At 46.6% G+C, this 17,216-nt stretch carries 13 protein-coding genes; 6 read left to right on the plus strand and 7 right to left on the minus strand.

The genetic code is table 11. The features are described 5' to 3' along the window. Positions 1-353: 353 nt before the first annotated feature. From DW642_RS08855 to DW642_RS08865, 3 genes are all read right to left on the minus strand, one after another. On the minus strand, positions 354-2,642 hold the full coding sequence (locus DW642_RS08855) for a hydratase (protein WP_022461535.1): 2,289 nt from the start codon (positions 2,640-2,642) through the stop codon (positions 354-356). A 119-nt stretch (positions 2,643-2,761) separates the two neighbouring features. Then, a complete protein-coding gene (locus tag DW642_RS08860; RefSeq protein ID WP_055219318.1) occupies positions 2,762-3,853 on the minus strand; it encodes a PucR family transcriptional regulator in 1,092 nt (363 codons plus the stop codon). Between the two features lie 196 nt (positions 3,854-4,049). Further along, on the minus strand, positions 4,050-5,162 hold the full coding sequence (locus DW642_RS08865; RefSeq protein ID WP_055219170.1) for an ABC transporter ATP-binding protein: 1,113 nt from the start codon (positions 5,160-5,162) through the stop codon (positions 4,050-4,052). A 349-nt stretch (positions 5,163-5,511) separates the two neighbouring features. Here DW642_RS08865 and DW642_RS08870 point away from each other — a divergent pair, with 349 nt between their 5' ends. Next, positions 5,512-6,327: a YesL family protein gene (locus tag DW642_RS08870; protein WP_242991158.1), complete on the plus strand. Its 816-nt coding sequence runs from the start codon at positions 5,512-5,514 to the stop codon at positions 6,325-6,327. 104 nt (positions 6,328-6,431) lie between these two features. On the opposite strand, the gene DW642_RS08875 is transcribed toward DW642_RS08870, so the two are convergent. Both DW642_RS08875 and DW642_RS08880 read right to left on the minus strand, forming a co-directional pair. Continuing rightward, positions 6,432-9,110 carry a sensor histidine kinase gene (locus DW642_RS08875; protein WP_117509947.1) on the minus strand — a complete coding sequence of 893 codons (2,679 nt, stop codon included), beginning with the start codon at positions 9,108-9,110 and terminating at the stop codon, positions 6,432-6,434. Positions 9,111-9,126: 16 nt separating this feature from the next. Continuing rightward, positions 9,127-9,822 (minus strand): response regulator transcription factor, encoded by a 696-nt coding sequence (locus DW642_RS08880; protein WP_022461396.1) that lies wholly within the window; start codon positions 9,820-9,822, stop codon positions 9,127-9,129. 248 nt (positions 9,823-10,070) lie between these two features. Between DW642_RS08880 and DW642_RS08885 the strand changes: the two genes are divergently transcribed. The 5 genes from DW642_RS08885 (at position 10,071) to DW642_RS08905 (ending at position 15,542) form a co-directional block, all read left to right on the plus strand. After that, positions 10,071-10,472, plus strand: a complete 402-nt coding sequence (locus tag DW642_RS08885) for a GGDEF domain-containing protein (RefSeq protein WP_179965882.1) — start codon at positions 10,071-10,073, stop codon at positions 10,470-10,472. A gap of 419 nt (positions 10,473-10,891) precedes the next feature. Next, entirely contained in the window at positions 10,892-12,286 is a 1,395-nt protein-coding gene (mgtE, locus tag DW642_RS08890) for a magnesium transporter (protein ID WP_022461398.1), read from the plus strand. Positions 12,287-12,487: 201 nt separating this feature from the next. Beyond that, positions 12,488-13,876, plus strand: a complete 1,389-nt coding sequence (locus tag DW642_RS08895) for an alanine/glycine:cation symporter family protein (RefSeq protein WP_055226893.1) — start codon at positions 12,488-12,490, stop codon at positions 13,874-13,876. A 60-nt stretch (positions 13,877-13,936) separates the two neighbouring features. Then, complete coding sequence (locus DW642_RS08900; RefSeq protein WP_117509949.1) at positions 13,937-14,842, plus strand: alpha/beta hydrolase; 906 nt, start codon at positions 13,937-13,939, stop codon at positions 14,840-14,842. Position 14,843: 1 nt separating this feature from the next. After that, the gene (locus tag DW642_RS08905; RefSeq protein WP_242991159.1) at positions 14,844-15,542 is read left to right on the plus strand and encodes a sensor histidine kinase; all 699 of its coding nucleotides are present in this window, start codon (positions 14,844-14,846) and stop codon (positions 15,540-15,542) included. A gap of 171 nt (positions 15,543-15,713) precedes the next feature. Here the strand turns inward: DW642_RS08905 and DW642_RS08910 are convergent, their stop codons facing one another. Continuing rightward, positions 15,714-16,211, minus strand: coding sequence for a phosphoesterase PA-phosphatase (locus DW642_RS08910; protein ID WP_199596437.1), 498 nt, complete (start codon positions 16,209-16,211; stop codon positions 15,714-15,716). Positions 16,212-16,353: 142 nt separating this feature from the next. Further along, complete coding sequence (locus DW642_RS08915; RefSeq protein WP_117509950.1) at positions 16,354-16,980, minus strand: GNAT family N-acetyltransferase; 627 nt, start codon at positions 16,978-16,980, stop codon at positions 16,354-16,356. Positions 16,981-17,216: the final 236 nt, after the last annotated feature.

Below are 17,216 nucleotides of genomic sequence, written 5' to 3' on the forward strand. Positions count from 1 at the left end.
GAACATCTTCCTTTTCCCTTTTTTTCCATTCTTCTATAGAAGATTTCTCGTCTCTTTCTATGAAAATGGTTTGTTCTCTTGAAAAGGGGGTCCCAAGTCTTTCTCTTTGTACCTCTTGGTTAGGTTTTTGTTTTCTTGTTTCTTTGTGATTTTAATATAACAGATCCGTCAGTATTTGTCAACACATTTTTAAAATGTTTTTACTGTTTTTTTATATTACTTTTCCTTTTCTTAATTATTGTGTTTATTTTCTGAATTTTATATTGTTTTCTGATATTTTATTTCAAATAAGTGCGCAGAAAAAGAGCTATGAAACAGACTTTTCTCCTGCCACACAGCTCTTTCTCAAATACTTATCCTCTATAATAGTTGATCAGGCATCCCTTGCGGATGATTTCTCTCTCATCATCGGTCAGCGCGCCTAACGTCATCTCGAACGGAACAAGTGCTCCGTCTTTTACAACGTACGCTTTGATCACATCGGCTTTCTCTTCCACTGCCTTGCGGATCTCCGGTACAAAGATGTAATCTCCGTTTGTAAACGGCAGATCTCCCTCCGGGATCAGGAATGGAAGCATGCCCCAGTTGATCAGGTTGGAGCGGTAACGCTTCGTTGCATACTCGTTGGCAATGTTTGCCCAGCCGCCTAATACCTTCTGGCAGGATGCAGCCTGCTCACGTGCAGAACCGTCGCCTGGTTTTACGGCAAAGATGGTGGATCCGACGCCGACGTTTGTCTTGTCGATATCCGGGTACTGGGTGTGAATTGCTGCAAAGACCGGTTTCAGTTCCGGAAGTGCCTCTGCCGGGCAGTTGCCTTCCTGGATGGCTTTCTCTGCAACCTGTACTTCTTTTGCACGTCCCACATAAGCCGGATCTTTTCTGGACAGGGTAAACTCTGCCAGTCCAAGCGGGTTGGAACGGAAGGACGAAGTCTCGCCGGATGGAATCAGCTCGTCGGTGGTCGTAACCGGATCATGGATCTCAGAGACAACCTTCAGAATCAGGTTCTCAGCAAGCTGCGGCATTGCCGGCCAGTCTTTGATGTTTGGTCCGAACTGAATTTCAACAGATGGATCTGCCACGCCCTTGCTGTCGAAGACACGGTTCTCGTAAATCTTCTTGTCGAAGTGGTATGCCGGTTTGGTATACGTTCCGGTAAACTCATCTGCTGCAGTCAGGAATCCCTTGTTTGCTGCGGTTGCTGCAATGGAACGTGCATCCATCAGGGCAACGGAAGAAATCTGGCCGTTCTGGATCTTGGATCCCTCGCGGTTCGGGAAGTTTCTGGTGGAGTGACGGATTGAGAACGCATTGTTTGCCGGAGTATCGCCTGCGCCGAAGCACGGTCCGCAGAATGCGGTTTTTACGATCGCACCGGTTTCCAAAAGATCTGCCAGTTTTCCGTTTCTTGCCAGCTCCATATAGATCGGGGTACTTGCCGGGTAAACACTTAAGGTGAACGCATCGTCGCCAATGCTGTGGCCTTTCAGGATATCGGCTGCGTCGCAGATGTTCTCAAATCCGCCGCCGGCGCATCCTGCGATGATTCCCTGGTCTACCAGGAGTTTTCCGTCGTGTACTTTATTTTTCAGAGTGAACGGAACTTTTCCGTCGAGGCTGATGGCTGCTTTCTTCTCTACATCGTTCAGGATGTCATCGAGGTTTGCTTTCAGCTCTTCAATGGTATAAACATTGCTCGGATGGAACGGCATCGCGATCATCGGTTTGATCTTGTCGAGTTCTACTTTTACAACGCCGTCATAGTAAGCAACCGCGCCAGGATTCAGCTCTTTGTAATCTGCGCTTCTGCCGTGGATCTGATAGAACTCGCTGATCTTCTCATCGGTTCTCCAGATGGAGGACAGACACGTTGTCTCGGTTGTCATAACGTCCACACCGATCCGGTAATCTGCGCTTAAGGAAGATACGCCAGGTCCTACGAACTCCATAACTTTGTTCTTTACGTAACCATTTGCAAAGACTGCACCGATAATGGCAAGTGCAATATCCTGCGGTCCTACGCCCGGCTGCGGTGCGCCTGTCATGTAAATTGCGATCACTCCCGGCATAGCGATATCATATGTTTTGGAGAGAAGCTGTTTTACCAGCTCCGGTCCGCCCTCGCCCATGGCCATGGTTCCGAGTGCACCGTAACGGGTGTGGGAGTCGGATCCGAGGATCATTTTTCCGCCGCCGGCAAGCATCTCGCGGGCAAACTGATGAATTACTGCCTGATGAGGCGGTACATAGACGCCGCCGTACTTTTTCGCACAGGTAAGACCAAACATGTGGTCATCTTCATTGATGGTTCCGCCGACTGCGCAAAGGGAGTTGTGGCAGTTGGTCAGCACGTACGGTACCGGGAATTTTTCCAGTCCTGACGCGCGCGCGGTCTGAATGATTCCAACAAAAGTAATGTCATGCGATGTAAGTTTGTCAAATTTGATCTGCAGATTTTCCATGTTGCCGGAAACATTGTGGTCTTTTAAGATTCCATAGGCAATGGTTTCTTTTGCAGCATCCGCCGGACACGGCACAGCGCCGGTACGCGCTTTGAGTTCCGCGCGGCCTTCTTCTGTATCCGGGATGATGTCGATTCCGTTGACAAGGTATGCACCTGTGTTCAGTAATTCAATCATGTCGTTCCTCTCCTCTTGTTGTTGATAAAATGTTAGGGTCAAAAAGTCTTTTGACCCCTTCGATACCCGGATTGCTCCGTGCTTTGCACTCCCGCAATCCTGTACGGCTCTGAACGGTTTTACAGATTTTCGCTGTTGTTCATATACGTCATGTAGCTTACGACCATCATGGCAATTTTAAAGGTCAGCGCATCGTCAAATTTACGAATGTCGAGTCCTGTGCTCTTCTCGAGCTTCTCCAGACGGTACACCAGAGTATTTCTGTGTACATAGAGCTGACGGGATGTCTCGGACACATTCAGGTTATTTTCAAAAAATTTATTGATTGTGGTCAGTGTTTCCTCATCGAACGTATCCGGCAGATTTTCGCCGAAGACTTCGGTCATAAACATTTCGCACAGCGGAATCGGGAGCTGATAGATCAGACGGCCGATGCCAAGATTGTTGTACGGCACCACATTTTTGTCTGCGTAGAAAATTTTTCCTACCTCAAGCGCCATCTTCGCTTCTTTGTAGGAACGCGAAACACTCTTAATCTCGCTGACCGGATTTCCGTAAGAAACACGTACCTGGGACATTGCCTCTGCATTCAGCATATCAACCAGCATTCTTGCGGTCTGGTTCATATCCTCGAAGGTGTCGGTATCCTTCAGTTCTTTTACAATGATAATGCTCTTCTCATCGACTGCGGTGATGAAATCTCTCGGTCTTGAAGCAAAGAGGCTCTTTACTGTCTCCTGTGCGCTGATGTCTTTTTCCAGCTTCGTCTCTACCATGTAAACAACGCGGCGCACATCTGTGTCGATGCGAAGCTTTTTCGCGCGGTTGTAGACATCCACCAGAAGAAGATTGTCGAGAAGAAGGTTCTGAATAAAGTTGTTTTTGTCCAGACGCTCTTTGTATGCAATGATAAGATTCTGAATCTCACATACGGCAACCTTTCCGATCATATATGCATCGTCGCTGCTTCCTTTGGAAATCAGAATATACTCCACATTCTGGTTGTCATATACTTTAAAATAATGATATTCCTGTACAATCTGGCTGTCCGCAGCGGATAATACAAAAGAACGGATGCTTTCTGCATCAATCGCGGTTTCCGGGAATGTGGTCACCAGCAGAACACCATCCGTATTCGTCACACATAAATCAATTCTCGTAATATTTCTTAATTCATCAAGGGTTTTCTGTAATACCTGACTTGATACCAAATCTGCCACTTCCTTTCTCCTGGCGTATTTTACTCCAGGGTGCATCTTATCTATAACTATAGCTTATTTTTTTCTCATTGGCAACTATTTTTTGCTTCGCAAAAGGAGGGCGGTGCATATGCAAAAAGGACCGGCATCCGAACGGATGTCGATCCTTTTCTCTATGTTTGCGCATACGCGCTGATGTTCATATAGATTAGTTGGTAATGGTGATCTCTGTCTCTTTGTCGAACAGATGAACTTTCTCCATATCCAGAGCAAATTTAACGGTATCGCCGCTTCTTGCAGTTGTACGAGGATCTACGCGGGCTGTCATTGGGAAGCCTTCGCAATCGAAGTACAGGTAAACTTCTGCACCTAACAGCTCGTATACGTTGATCTTGCACTCAACTACGCTGTCTTTGGAAGTCTCGATGAACATCTGAGAATCATGTACGTTCTCAGGACGGATACCCATAACAACGGTCTTTCCGTCATATCCGCCGTCGATAACTGCTTTTGCTTTGGAAGCCGGCAGTTTCATGTTGTATTTACCAACAGTAAGAGTTACATCGTTTCCGTTAACTTTTACTTTTGCATCCAGGAAGTTCATCTGCGGAGATCCGATGAATCCTGCAACGAACAGGTTGCCCGGTGCGTTGTACAGGTTCTGCGGGGTATCTACCTGCTGAACAACTCCGTCTTTCATAACAACGATTCTGGTACCAAGTGTCATAGCCTCGGTCTGGTCATGTGTTACGTAGATGATGGTAGCGCCCAGTCTCTCATGCAGTTTGGAAATCTCGGTACGCATCTGTACACGAAGTTTTGCATCCAGGTTTGACAGAGGCTCGTCCATAAGGAATACTTTAGGATCACGTACGATTGCACGTCCCATAGCAACACGCTGTCTCTGACCACCGGAAAGAGCTTTCGGTTTACGGTCAAGCAGTTTCTCCAGGTCAAGGATTTTAGCTGCCTCTTTAACCTGTTTGTCGATCTGATCTTTCGGAACTTTTCTCAGTTTCAGGCCGAATGCCATGTTATCATATACGGTCATGTGCGGATACAGAGCGTAGTTCTGGAATACCATTGCGATATCACGGTCTTTCGGCTCTACATCGTTTACTACTTTATCGTCAATTTTCAGAGTACCATCGGAGATCTCCTCAAGACCTGCGATCATACGAAGTGTTGTAGATTTACCACATCCAGATGGTCCTACGAAGATGATAAACTCTTTGTCAGCGATTTCCAGGTTGAAGTCTTTTACTGCTTCAAAACCGTTCGGATATCTTTTTGTAATGTGCTGTAAAGATAAACTTGCCATTTTTGAATCCTCCCTAAATGAACATCATGCGTTTTATTATGAGTTTTGCATTTGCATCTCTCTTGCTTATGGGACTAGTATACCTTTTCTACCCGCATTCGACCATGCCACAATTACACAAACTTTCCTCCGGCAGATTGGCAATTCTGCTTTCGGATTTTCTCGAACCGTTCTCTTCTGTCCACTTTGCACAAACAAAATGTTCACTCTTATACAAAATGACGAAACGAAAAGTTTATATTCTCTTCATTGCATTTTTCTGAAAAATTCGCTATACTTTTCTATGATGTCTGCCAGCCGGAACGTTAATCGGCGGCACACTTAATTCAACAGAAAAGAGGAACAAATTATGAGTTTTTTCAGCCTGGACAGTAAGTTCTCGCAGATTATGGGCCGTGTCTTCGACCTGATGATGCTGAACATTATTTTCCTTATTATGTGTATCCCGATTGTGACAATCGGCGCCAATTTCACAGCAATGTACTACGTCACGCTGAAGATGATCAAAAATGAGGAGACGTATATCTTCCGTACCTACTGGAAATCCTTCCGCGAAAACTTCAAGCAGGCAACTGCCATCTGGCTCATCCTGCTGGCGGTTCTGATTGTTCTGATTCTTGATCTTCTGCTGGTCATGAGAATGCCGGGTACCATCACCTACCTGCGTTTTGTTTTCCTGGTACTGATCTTTTTCGAGGCCATGGTACTTTCCTATGTATTTCCGGTACTGAGCCGCTTTGACAATACTGTAAAAAACACAATCAAGAACTCCATCCTGATGGCAATCCGCCACCTGCCGTGGACCATCATGATCCTGCTCGTCAATCTCTGTCCACTGCTGATCTATGTATTCTCCACGACAAAGATTGTCAGCTATCTGATTCTTCTGATGTTCCTTCTGGGCTTTTCCACGGTAGCGCTTGGATGCTCCTGGTTCTTTGTAAACAAAATCTTCCCATTCTATATGCCTGAGGAAGAAAACAAGGTTCTGACACCGGAAGAAGAATCCTTGCGGGCACTGGAAGCAATGGACAGACCAAGCCCGCTGACTGAACGTTCCGATGACGCTGCTCCGGCTGAAACTACCGATGCTGCAGAAACTGCTTCGGAAGAGGAATCTGCAAGCCCGGCTGAACAGACAGAAACAGACGAAACAAACGAATAAATAAACTGCATTTCATAAACAACTCCCCGCCGGGAACCGCATCTGCTGCGTGTTTCCCGGCGGGGAGTTGTCGTTTTCTATTCTCTTTTATTTTTCAACACTTCTCAGGCATCCTGCTGTGCTTCCTCCTGTACCGCTTCCGGTACGATCATCGGAGGCATCGGTTTTTTCTCCTTTACAGCTTCATCAAACGTAATCGTAACCTTGAACAGGTCGCCGTCCAGATAAATGTTGAAGCTTCCATGCTGCAATACCGTCAGGTTCTTTGCGATTGAAAGACCCAGGCCGCTGCCCTCGGTGCTCCGGCTGACATCGCCGCGGATAAAACGCTCCGTCAGTTCATCTGCCTGGAAGTTCAGCGGGTTCTCGGAAATGTTCTTAATCGAGAGCTGAATCTTTCCGTCTTTTTTGATGGCATCCACATAAACCCGTGTTCCCGGCATGGCATATTTGCAGACATTTACGTACAGGTTCTCAAGCACGCGCCAGATGCGGCGGCTGTCCGCACGGATCAGAAGCGGTTCCGGCTGGAGAATACAGATCAGGTCGAGATTGCGGCCTTCGAACCGCTCCGCAAATTCTCCGTTCACCTGCTGTACCAGTTCATTCAGGTTCAGGTTCATGAATTCCAGTTTAATATTTCCGGAGCTGATCTTCGATGCCTCGACAAGGTCCTCCGTCAGCTGTTTCAGGCGCTGTGATTTTTCGTCGAGTACGCGGATATAATCTTTCGCTTTCTCGTTTTCAATATTTTCCCGTTTCAGCAGATCGACATAATTAATAATAGAAGTAAGCGGTGTCTTGATATCGTGGGATACGTTGGTGATCAGATCCGCTTTTAAGCGCTCGCTCTTCATCTGCTCCTGCACTGCCGCTTTCATTCCCTCTCCGAGCGAATTGACAATTCCGGCAAGCTGAAGGTTGTCTTCCCCCTGCAGCTCCGTCAGGTCAATCTTGTAATCCAGATCGCCCGCAGCAATCTCTTTTAAGCCATGTTCAATCTGTTTTCTTCCGGATGCCTCGCGCAGCAGAAGAAGCAGCACTGCGGCATCCATCACCAGGGTAAGGAATACGCCGAACATTCCGAAGCCGCAGCAGAGAATGATCTGCACGCCGCAGAAAACGCAGAACATAAGGATCGTTCGCTCCGACTCCTGTCTGCCTTCATAGAAGGTTCTTCCGGCAGACACGATCCGGTGGCCGACGCAGTACAAAAACGACTGTTTCCAGACGTTGCGTGCTTTGATCCGGCGCACCAGTGAGCAGTACGGAATCAGTGTGATCAGAAATCCGGCGAGGATGCCCGATGCGGCCACCAGGCTTCGCCATGTATCTGCTTCATTTCCATAGGATCCGCTGTAGATGTAGTTTCCGTCAAAATTCTGGATATAATGAACGCCGCCGTAGGAAAGTTCGATGCAGACAGCAACGATTCCAACTGCTCCCATCACAATCAGGATGGCGGCTGCAGCTGCGATTTCCGTGTACCACTGATCGAAAAAGTAAAGGCGGATTTCTTTGTTTTTTCCATTTCTTCCTGCCTGCAGTGTGAACAGGACCAGGCAGACCAGCGTTCCGATTCCGCCAACTGCAATCATCAGAAGAAGGAGCTGCATTTTCGGAAGCCACTGGCTGTAGATCTCACTGTACTGGGAGAAATAGTCGCTTGCTGCCAGATCCGGATCCAGTGCAACAAAGATCTTCTGATAATTATCTGCAATCTGATTGTTCAGTAGATAGCTTCTCGCTGCTTCCACGGCCGGGCTGTTTTTTCTTGTTGCATAAGAACGGACTTTGTCGGCACCGCCGGTCCGGTCAACAGCAAAGGCGAACGGATAGGGCGATTTCTGCGCAATGGCTGTTGTGTAACCATTTTTCCAGGAATCCACATTCGTATAGATATTTCCTTCTTTATCCTCCAGACAGTACCAGAGATTGGCATCGTCCGCATCGACGCTGATGCCGCTCTCCTGGTTTTTAAAAGCAGCAACTTCTTCCGTGACCCCGGAAAGTGTCATATACAGATCGCGGATGGATACCTTTTTCAGATTTGCCGCCGCGTACTCATAGAGGTACGTTCCCGCTTTCGTTTTCTGCGTTTCCAGGCTCATTCCCTGATCGTATAGATACAAAAACTGGGAGGAAACATCAGCAGGATCAATTTTTTTCTCTTTCAGGCTTTTCACTGCATTATCGGAAGGAAAGTAGACCTCGCCGTCCGGGGAAAAGCTGTCAAACGTCTCTGCATCTGCCGCGCTCACTTCTTCGGTGAGTGCGGCTACATCCGTCTCTTCTGTTTCCTGGCTCACGTCAGTTCCATCTTCGTATGCAAGATAGGCTTCTTTGTCAATTCCGGCATCGTTCGTCGCATAATTGTCCGCAGTATACGCTGCCACCTCATTGAGGTCTGCGCTGCTGCCGTCATCGTACATCTTGACAAGCTGGTCAATGGTGTACGTTGTACTTATCCCGCCGCTTCCCTCTCCATCGGTTGCAAAGGCACGGTAATCAATCTCTTTTGTTCCGTCGTATCGACCGTTTGTGCCGAATTTACTCATATCATTATAGTAGCTCATGACGTTATGAAGCTGCCGCTGCACCAGTGTGCCGCATGCGGTGGTTTCTTCAAACGCATACTTTTTTGCTGCCGCATTCGGCGTCAGGCCGACGCTGGAAAGCATCAGTGTCTGAATGCCCCCGAACAGCGCACTGGCGGCAAAAACGATCAGCAGAAGAAAAACGATCAGCTTCCCCGTCAGGCTGTAGAGTTTTCGTTCTTTCACAATTATTCACTCCTTATTATTGTTTCTCAATCTTATACCCAATTCCCCATACAACTTTCAGATAGCGCGGCTCCTTCGGGTTGATTTCGATTTTCTCGCGGATGTGACGGATATGAACCGCAACTGTATTATCCGCACCAATCGCTTCCTCGTTCCAGATACTCTCATAAATCTGCTCAATCGAAAATACCTTGCCTGGATTTTTTACCAGCAGCAGGAGAATGTTGTATTCGATCGGGGTCAGTTTGACTGGTTCGCCCTCGACGCTGACTTCTTTTAAATCGTCATTGACGAGAAGCCCGCCGACCTGATACACATTTTCTCCGTCGTCCGCCGGAAGATTTCCAAGTTTCGTGTAGCGCCGCAGCTGAGATTTCACCCTCGCCACCAGCTCGAGCGGGTTGAACGGCTTCGTCACGTAATCATCCGCGCCGATGTTCAGTCCCAGAATTTTGTCTACGTCCTCTGATTTCGCAGACAGAATAATGATCGGAATACTGCTCTTTTCTCTGATTTTCAGCGTCGCACGGATGCCGTCCAGTTTCGGCATCATGACGTCGATAATCAGCAGCTGAATCTCCTCCCTCTCGAGCATCTGGATGGCCTGCATGCCGTCATATGCTTTAAGCACATGATAGCCCTCCTGGGTCAGATAAATCTCAATGGCGTCTACAATCTCTCTATCATCATCACATACTAAAATGTTGTACATTTCTTCTTTCTCCACCTTTCATTTTTTCTTTTCCGGCACTTTTTTTCCGCGCCGGACCTCCCACATGATTCAAAGATGATTGTACCGCAAATTCCCTCAAGTTGCCAGATGTCTTTTGTTTTCATCCTTACTGTACCAAAGGAATCTTTAGGTCCGCAAAGGAAAATCTTAAGTTTCTATAAAGTTTTGTCTGTGAATTCAGAGCTCAAACATTTTTTAGACAATTGCAATTATTTTCTTAGCACATCCTGCTTGCCGTCTATGCGGATCTCAATAATTTAAAGATCATCAACGACCGATACGGGCATGAAGAAGGGGACTTCTCCATCCGCCTTGTCGGACAGTTTCTGCAGGATTCCATCGGCAAACGCGGTGTCTGCGGACGCATCGGCGGCGATGAATTCGCATGTCTTGTTCCGTGTTCCGACGAAACAATGTCCAGGGATCTGTACCGGACGCTGCACTCCGCATTCGACATTTTTAATAGAACGAACGAAAAAGCATATAATATTACCGTTTCCACCGGCTTTTATCTGCTTCCGAAAGACATGGATTCCACACTTCCGGAGATGCTCGCGCATGCGGATGCAATGCTTTACGAGGAGAAACAGAAACGAGATAAGAATGTTGCGAAAATTTTACCAAAATAGGAATTGATTTTTTTCTGGAAAGCAGTTAGAATACTTGAGGGATGATTTTTGAATCCCGTATTTCAAGCGAAACAGACCGGCAAAAACGGCTGTTTGATCAAAAAATTTCTAAAAAAAGGCAGGTGAACAGAATGGATAGTTGTGATTCTCATGGGCGAAGTACCAGCATAGGACGGGAACCGGAAAATATGCAGGATGACGGCCATCCTTCTGTCCTGCTTTAATCTTAAATATTTTCCCTTCTTATCCTATGAAAACCCGAAGTAAGACACATGATCCAAACCAGTTTTGAAACGTAATTCTCTGGTTCTTTTTTCGTGTGCTTTTACTGCCCTGTGAGGGTTCCAACATGCTTTTTCGCACCGACAGCACGCATGTTTTTTTCTGCTGTCAAAAAAAGAATGGAGGATAACGAAAAAATGGAAAAACGAGTACAGGATTATACCCAGGAGATCCTGGATACAATCCGCAGTAACTCTTCTCCGGCTGTCATGGGCAGCCGCCTGGAAGATTACCACGAAAATGACCTGGCAGATGTTCTGCCGCTTTTAACGGTTCCGGAGCGATGCAAACTGTACCGCATTCTGGACACGGACATGCTGTCCGATATTTTTGAGTATGCTGAATCCGACAACGTAGCCGAGTACCTCGAAGAGATGGATGTCAAAAAAGCCGCTTCCATCCTCTCCAAAATGGAGACCGATGCACTGGCCGAGGTTCTGCAGAAACTCGACAAAGCAAAGAAAAAACTTCTGATCGAACTGCTCGATCCGGAAGTACGCCACGATATTGAGATGATCGCCTCCTTCGATGAAGATGAAATCGGTAGCCGCATGACGACAAACTGCATCATCATCCGCGAGGATCTGAATGTCAAACAGGCGATGAGCAGCCTGATCGATCAGGCCGCAAAGAACGACAACATCTCTACCATCTTTGTTGTCAATGCGCAGCAGAAATTTTACGGAGCGATCGATCTGAAAAACCTGATCATCGCAAGACGCGACGAGACGCTCGAGGATCTGACCGTAACTTCTTACCCGTACGTATATGCAGAGGAGCCGATCAACGAGTGTATCGAAGAACTGAAGGATTATTCCGAGGATTCTATTCCGGTCCTCGACAATGACAACCGCCTGCTCGGTGTCATCACATCATCAAACATCATCGACCTGGTTGATGATGAGATGGGTGAGGACTACGCGATGTTCGCAGGTCTGACCGCAGAGGAGGATTTAAAAGAGCCGTTAAAAGACAGTATGAAAAAACGTCTTCCATGGCTGATCATCCTGCTCGGTCTTGGCATGCTGGTTTCTTCTGTAGTCGGTATTTTCGAACAGGTTGTCACAACCCTTCCGATCATCATGACCTTCCAGTCCCTGATCCTCGACATGGCCGGAAACGTTGGTACCCAGTCCCTGGCTGTTACCATCCGTGTCCTGATGGATGAGTCCCTGACCGGAAAACAGAAATTACAGCTTGTTTTCAAGGAAATGCGCATCGGTTTCTGCAATGGTCTTCTGCTTGGTGTTCTGTCCTTTGCTGTCATCGGACTTTTCATCTTCTTATTCAAGGGAAAGACCATGATGTTCGCATTTTCCGTTTCCGCCTGCATCGGCATCGCACTGCTGCTGGCAATGCTGATTTCCAGTGCAGTCGGCACCTGCATTCCGCTGTTCTTCAAAAAGATCCACATCGATCCGGCGGTTGCTTCCGGTCCGCTCATCACGACGGTCAACGACCTTGTCGCTGTCGTTACATTCTATGGCCTGAGCTGGCTGTTCCTGATCGAGATGCTGCATCTCGCAGGCTGATCTTTTGATACGACTGAAAAATTTTTAAGAGGCAGATATCAACTTTTTCTGGTTTCGGAAAAAGCTGATATTTGCCTCTTATCTTTTCTCTTCCCTTCTTTACATTCCAAACAGAAACCGATATAATAGCAGGTAACGGTGCTTTTATGCTTTGACGTTTCACAGTGCCGCAAATATTTTGAAATGAGGGTTTTTGAAAACATGATTGTCAATCTCATCACCACAGTCTACAACTTTCTCTGGGGCGATCTTTTTACGATTCCGCTCCCGGGCGGCGGCAGTCTCGGAATCTCCCTTCTGATTCTTCTGCTGATCCCAACCGGCATCTATTTTACGATCCGGACACGTTTTCTTCCTATCCGTCTGTTCCCGGACATGATCCGTGCCCTGTCGGAAAAGAAAAATGAAAAAAGCAGCCTTTCTTCTTTTCAGACACTGATCGTTTCCACCGCAACGCGTGTCGGTATGGGAAATCTGGTCGGCGTTGTCGCTGCAGTCTCCGCCGGAGGCGCAGGTGCTGTGTTCTGGATGTGGGTGACGGCTATCATCGGCTCGTCTACCGCGTTTATCGAAGCTACGCTCGCACAGCTTCACAAAGAAGAAGATCCTCTGTACGGCGGCTACCGCGGCGGTCCTGCCTACTACATTCACGATCTGGTTGAAGACCACCTCAAGAAGAAAAAACGATACGTTCTGCCGGCTGTTCTGTTTGCCATTGCCGGTCTGATCTGCTGGTGCGGTATCAGTCAGGTAATCAGCAACTCCGTGGCTTCTTCTTTTAAAAATGCATTTTCCATTCCGCCGCTTTACACCAGTATCATGCTGGTGATTCTTTCTGCAATCATCGTACTGCGGAAAAATGCAACCGTAAAGGTGCTGGATTTTATAGTTCCTGTCATGGCAGTCTGCTATTTCTTTATCACACTGTTTATCATCGCAGTCAACCTCCGTCAGATTCCTTCTGTGTTTGCACGCATTTTTGAGGAAGCCTTCGGACTTCGTCAGATGGCAGCCGGCGGTTTTGGTGCTGTTCTGATGAACGGTGTAAAGCGTGGTCTGTTTTCGAATGAAGCCGGTTCCGGCTCCGCTCCATGCGCCGCTGCCGCCGCAGAATGTGACCGTCCGGCCAAAGCAGGCCTTGTACAGGCGCTCGGCGTTTTCGTTGACACGATCGTCATCTGCAGCTGCACCGCAATGATTATGCTGCTTGCACCAAAGGATCTGATTAATGGCCTTTCCGGCATGGATCTTTTGCAGACCGCCATGCAGTATCATCTGGGAAAATTCGGTGTGATTTTTATCGCACTTACGCTGTTTTTGTTCAGCTTTTCCACGTTCCTCGGCATTTTGTTCTATGCAAGAAGCAACGTTGCCTACCTGTTCGGTGACAAGTGGTGTTTCCAGACCGCTTACAAGGTTCTTGCACTTGTAATGCTGTTTATCGGCGGTATTGCCGCATACACTTTTGTGTGGGATCTTGGTGATGTCGGCATCGGGCTGATGACAATTTTCAACATTATTGCACTGTATCCACTTGCAGGTGAGGCGCTTTCCGAGTTAAAATCATATGAGGAGTCGAAGAAATTGTAAATCCTGTGGATTGCTGTTTCGGACCGAAAAAGGGGTTTTAGAAAAAGGAGGTTTTTACACATGATCATTGAACCATCAAACTACACGTATGAGACAATGCCGGACTACACAGACGCGGTAGACGGCGCCGTGGAAATTCCGGTGACCGGAGAGGAAATTGAGATCCGCTATGCGCATGAAGTTGTCTACGACGAGGCGCACAATCTTCATCTGGAAATTTTCACACCATTCCAGATGACGCACCCGGAGCGCACCTGGCCGTGCATCACATTTATTCAGGGATCCGCCTGGATGAAACAGTATGTCTACCAGAAGGTCGGCATGATCGCCCGTCTGGCGCAGCGCGGCTACGTTGTTGCAATCGTCGAATACCGTCACAGCGGAATCGCACATTTCCCAGCGCAGATCATCGACGCAAAAAATGCGGTACGTTTTCTGCGTGCGCATGCGGAGGAATACAAGCTGAATCCATCGCAGATGTTCCTGATGGGAGATTCTTCCGGCGGACAGGTTTCTTCCGTTGCCGGCATGACCGCAAAGAGCGGAAAACTTGACGAGCCGATCAATGAGGAAAGCTGCGAGGTATGCGGTATTATCGATCTGTACGGAGCTGTTGATGTGACACTGCCGTACGGCTATCCGATAACGCTGAACCATCAGAAACCAGACAGCCCGGAGGGCATGCTGATGGGCTATGACATTACCGAGCATCTTGAGGAGGCTAAGGCAGCCTGCTCCAAAACATACGTGAACGAGGATTTCCCGCCGATGCTGATCGCACACGGCACCAAGGACACGATGGTGTTCTGCCAGCAGAGTGTCGATCTCTACCACGCATTAAAGGATGCCGGAAAAGATGTACAGCTGTATCTTCTTCGCGGCGCAGACCACGGCGGTGCAGCATTCTGGACCGAGGAAATGATTACCGTTTACGATAACTTCTTCAAAAAATGTTTGGGTGAATAACATGAGAATTGCTTACTGCGAAGATGAACCGGCGCAGCGTTCCCGGATGGAAATGCTGCTCCGCACCTTTGCGGAGCGAAAAAATATTGAATACCGGAACCAGCTTCTCGCCCGCCAGGTCGAGGAGGTGCAGAACATCTATCTGACGATGCGCGGCTGGCGCCATGATTATCACAATCATCTGCAGCCGATGAAGGCGTATGTCGAGATGGGGCAGTATGATAAACTGCAGGAGTATCTGGGACTGCTGGAAAACGATCTCGATCAAGTCAACCAGCTCTGCGATTCGGGGAATGTCAATCTCGATGCGATTTTAAATTCCAAAATTTCACTCGCCGAAAAGAACGGCATCCGCGTGGATTACAAGGCAGCCTGCCCGGCCAATCTTACGGTGAGTGATATTGATCTCTGCGCGCTGATCGGAAATCTGATTGACAATGCGGTGGAAGCATGCGAGGGCCTTGCGGATCCCTATATCCGGCTTTATATTGGTGTGCTGAAAAACCAGCTGTATATTTCCGTTACGAATGCAACAAAGGATACTGTGCGGAAGCTGGACAGCGAGTATATCACCACGAAGCGCGGAAATCACGGGCATGGGATGAAACGGATCAATCTTGTTGTGGAAAAGTACGAAGGATATATCAACCGGCAGAATGGGCCCGGCGTTTTCGTGACGGAGATTATGCTGCCGCTGTAAAAAGCTCTTTCCAGGATTTTTTGATTTTGTCCGATGATTCTACAGAGAAATTTTGCAGAACGTGAACACTTTTTTTGCTGTTCGGGGTTTGTCAAGTTTTTTGTGTAAGTTTTGAAAAAATATTTTGGGGAGGGAAACCTCCCCATTCTTATGCTGAGCTACTTTCTGGAGTTAATTCATTAAAGCGTTCTTTAAAAGTTCTTCCATCTCATCGTTCAATTCTCGTGCTTCTTGATAAGCAGCAATCAGGCGCTCATATGGATAAGACGCCTCCATAAATCCTTCAATGAGTATTGGTCTGTAATTGATTGGTATCATTTCAAAAATCAGATACCCAAAAACTACTAAAACGTAATATATCCCTAAAAGAATAATATCATAGTCCACTTTAAACAAACTTCTTCCTTTCATCAATTGAACACAACCAATCCCACCAAATATCATACAAATAAAAATCGGAACAAGTCCTAACCAGTCTGTGATAGTATAAATTTCCATATGCACACCAGTTAATTGATGAAACCAGCAGTTAATTGTTGCAAAACCTATATCAGTCCCATTTACTCCCAAAGTCTGCACATCTACCCTTTGTATCAATACTGTCCAGATAACAAATCCTACAACGAATATACTTCCTATACCTAAAAATCTTTTTCCCTTTTCTTTCATTATTCGTAGTCCTTTCTCTTTTCGTTTTGCCTATCGGCTAATTTCAAAGTAGCAAAAGACTCCCTAAGCATAAAGAAACGCAGTGTCACATACGTGACACGATTCGTGTCACGCATGAAAACACTGCTTCTTACTCGTTTAATTAGAAAAGTTGTCCCGGAAGTTTTAGTTTCTCTTTATAAGAAAATCCTTTATCAAATTCTTCTGCTTCGTCTTCATCCACAAAATATCCTTGCGGTGGTGTATACTCACCCGTCACTCCACTTAAATATCCCGGAATCAGTTCCCTACAAAGGAAGAATGATGCATCTGCATCTTCAGGTAAATCATGATAACGAATACCAAACTCGCTTGCGAATGTAAATCCACTTTTTCCATAAAAGTTGATATCACCTTCAAAGCACAACGCTCCACAACCAAGTTCCGCTGCTTTATTCAAAGAATAATCCAACAATTTTTTTCCAAATCCCTGTCTTTTCAACTCTGGTGTAATGCAGATTGGTCCCATTGTCATAATAGGAATATCTCGTCCATCATCTGCTTTGATGTTTGCACGCATGAACATATTTTGCCCAATCAACTGTCCGTCCCTCTCCATCACAAAGTCGAGTTCAGGTACAAATGCCTCATCGTTTCTTAATTGATTCAGCACATAATGTTCTAAGCAGCCCGGACGATACACATTCCAAAAGGCTTCTCTTACTAAATTTTCAACTTCTCTGTATTCTTCTTCTCTTTCTAAACGTATAATATAGTCATTTTTATTCATTAATTTTTCCTCCTGATGATTGTTGACTGCAATGCTAGGAGGTTACGATTCGATTGTTATTCATAACCTCCCGGTTACGCTACAATCTCCAAGGTGTTGTTTTTTCTCAAACAGCAATCTCCTTAAAATATAATATTTATAATCAAGCCTTTCGGCTGGATTAACAGAAATGAAAATTCTAATTTATCGTTTTCTTTCAGTATATCATAATTATAATCTTTCCACAAAACAAAAAA

The organism is Blautia sp. AM23-13AC, from assembly GCF_003435675.1.
GTDB classification, from domain to species: Bacteria; Bacillota; Clostridia; order Lachnospirales; family Lachnospiraceae; genus Fusicatenibacter; species Fusicatenibacter saccharivorans.

Excerpts from the sequence above, each read along its gene's own strand:
- DW642_RS08900 (WP_117509949.1), top strand. The coding sequence starts at position 13,937 with ATGATCATTGAACCATCAAACTACACGTATGAGACAATGCCGGACTAC.
- DW642_RS08870 (WP_242991158.1), top strand. The coding sequence starts at position 5,512 with ATGAGTTTTTTCAGCCTGGACAGTAAGTTCTCGCAGATTATGGGCCGT.
- DW642_RS08895 (WP_055226893.1), top strand. The coding sequence starts at position 12,488 with ATGATTGTCAATCTCATCACCACAGTCTACAACTTTCTCTGGGGCGAT.
- DW642_RS08855 (WP_022461535.1), bottom strand. The coding sequence starts at position 2,642 with ATGATTGAATTACTGAACACAGGTGCATACCTTGTCAACGGAATCGAC.
- DW642_RS08905 (WP_242991159.1), top strand. The coding sequence starts at position 14,844 with ATGAGAATTGCTTACTGCGAAGATGAACCGGCGCAGCGTTCCCGGATG.
- DW642_RS08915 (WP_117509950.1), bottom strand. The coding sequence starts at position 16,980 with ATGAATAAAAATGACTATATTATACGTTTAGAAAGAGAAGAAGAATAC.
- mgtE (WP_022461398.1), top strand. The coding sequence starts at position 10,892 with ATGGAAAAACGAGTACAGGATTATACCCAGGAGATCCTGGATACAATC.
- DW642_RS08910 (WP_199596437.1), bottom strand. The coding sequence starts at position 16,211 with ATGAAAGAAAAGGGAAAAAGATTTTTAGGTATAGGAAGTATATTCGTT.
- DW642_RS08880 (WP_022461396.1), bottom strand. The coding sequence starts at position 9,822 with ATGTACAACATTTTAGTATGTGATGATGATAGAGAGATTGTAGACGCC.
- DW642_RS08865 (WP_055219170.1), bottom strand. The coding sequence starts at position 5,162 with ATGGCAAGTTTATCTTTACAGCACATTACAAAAAGATATCCGAACGGT.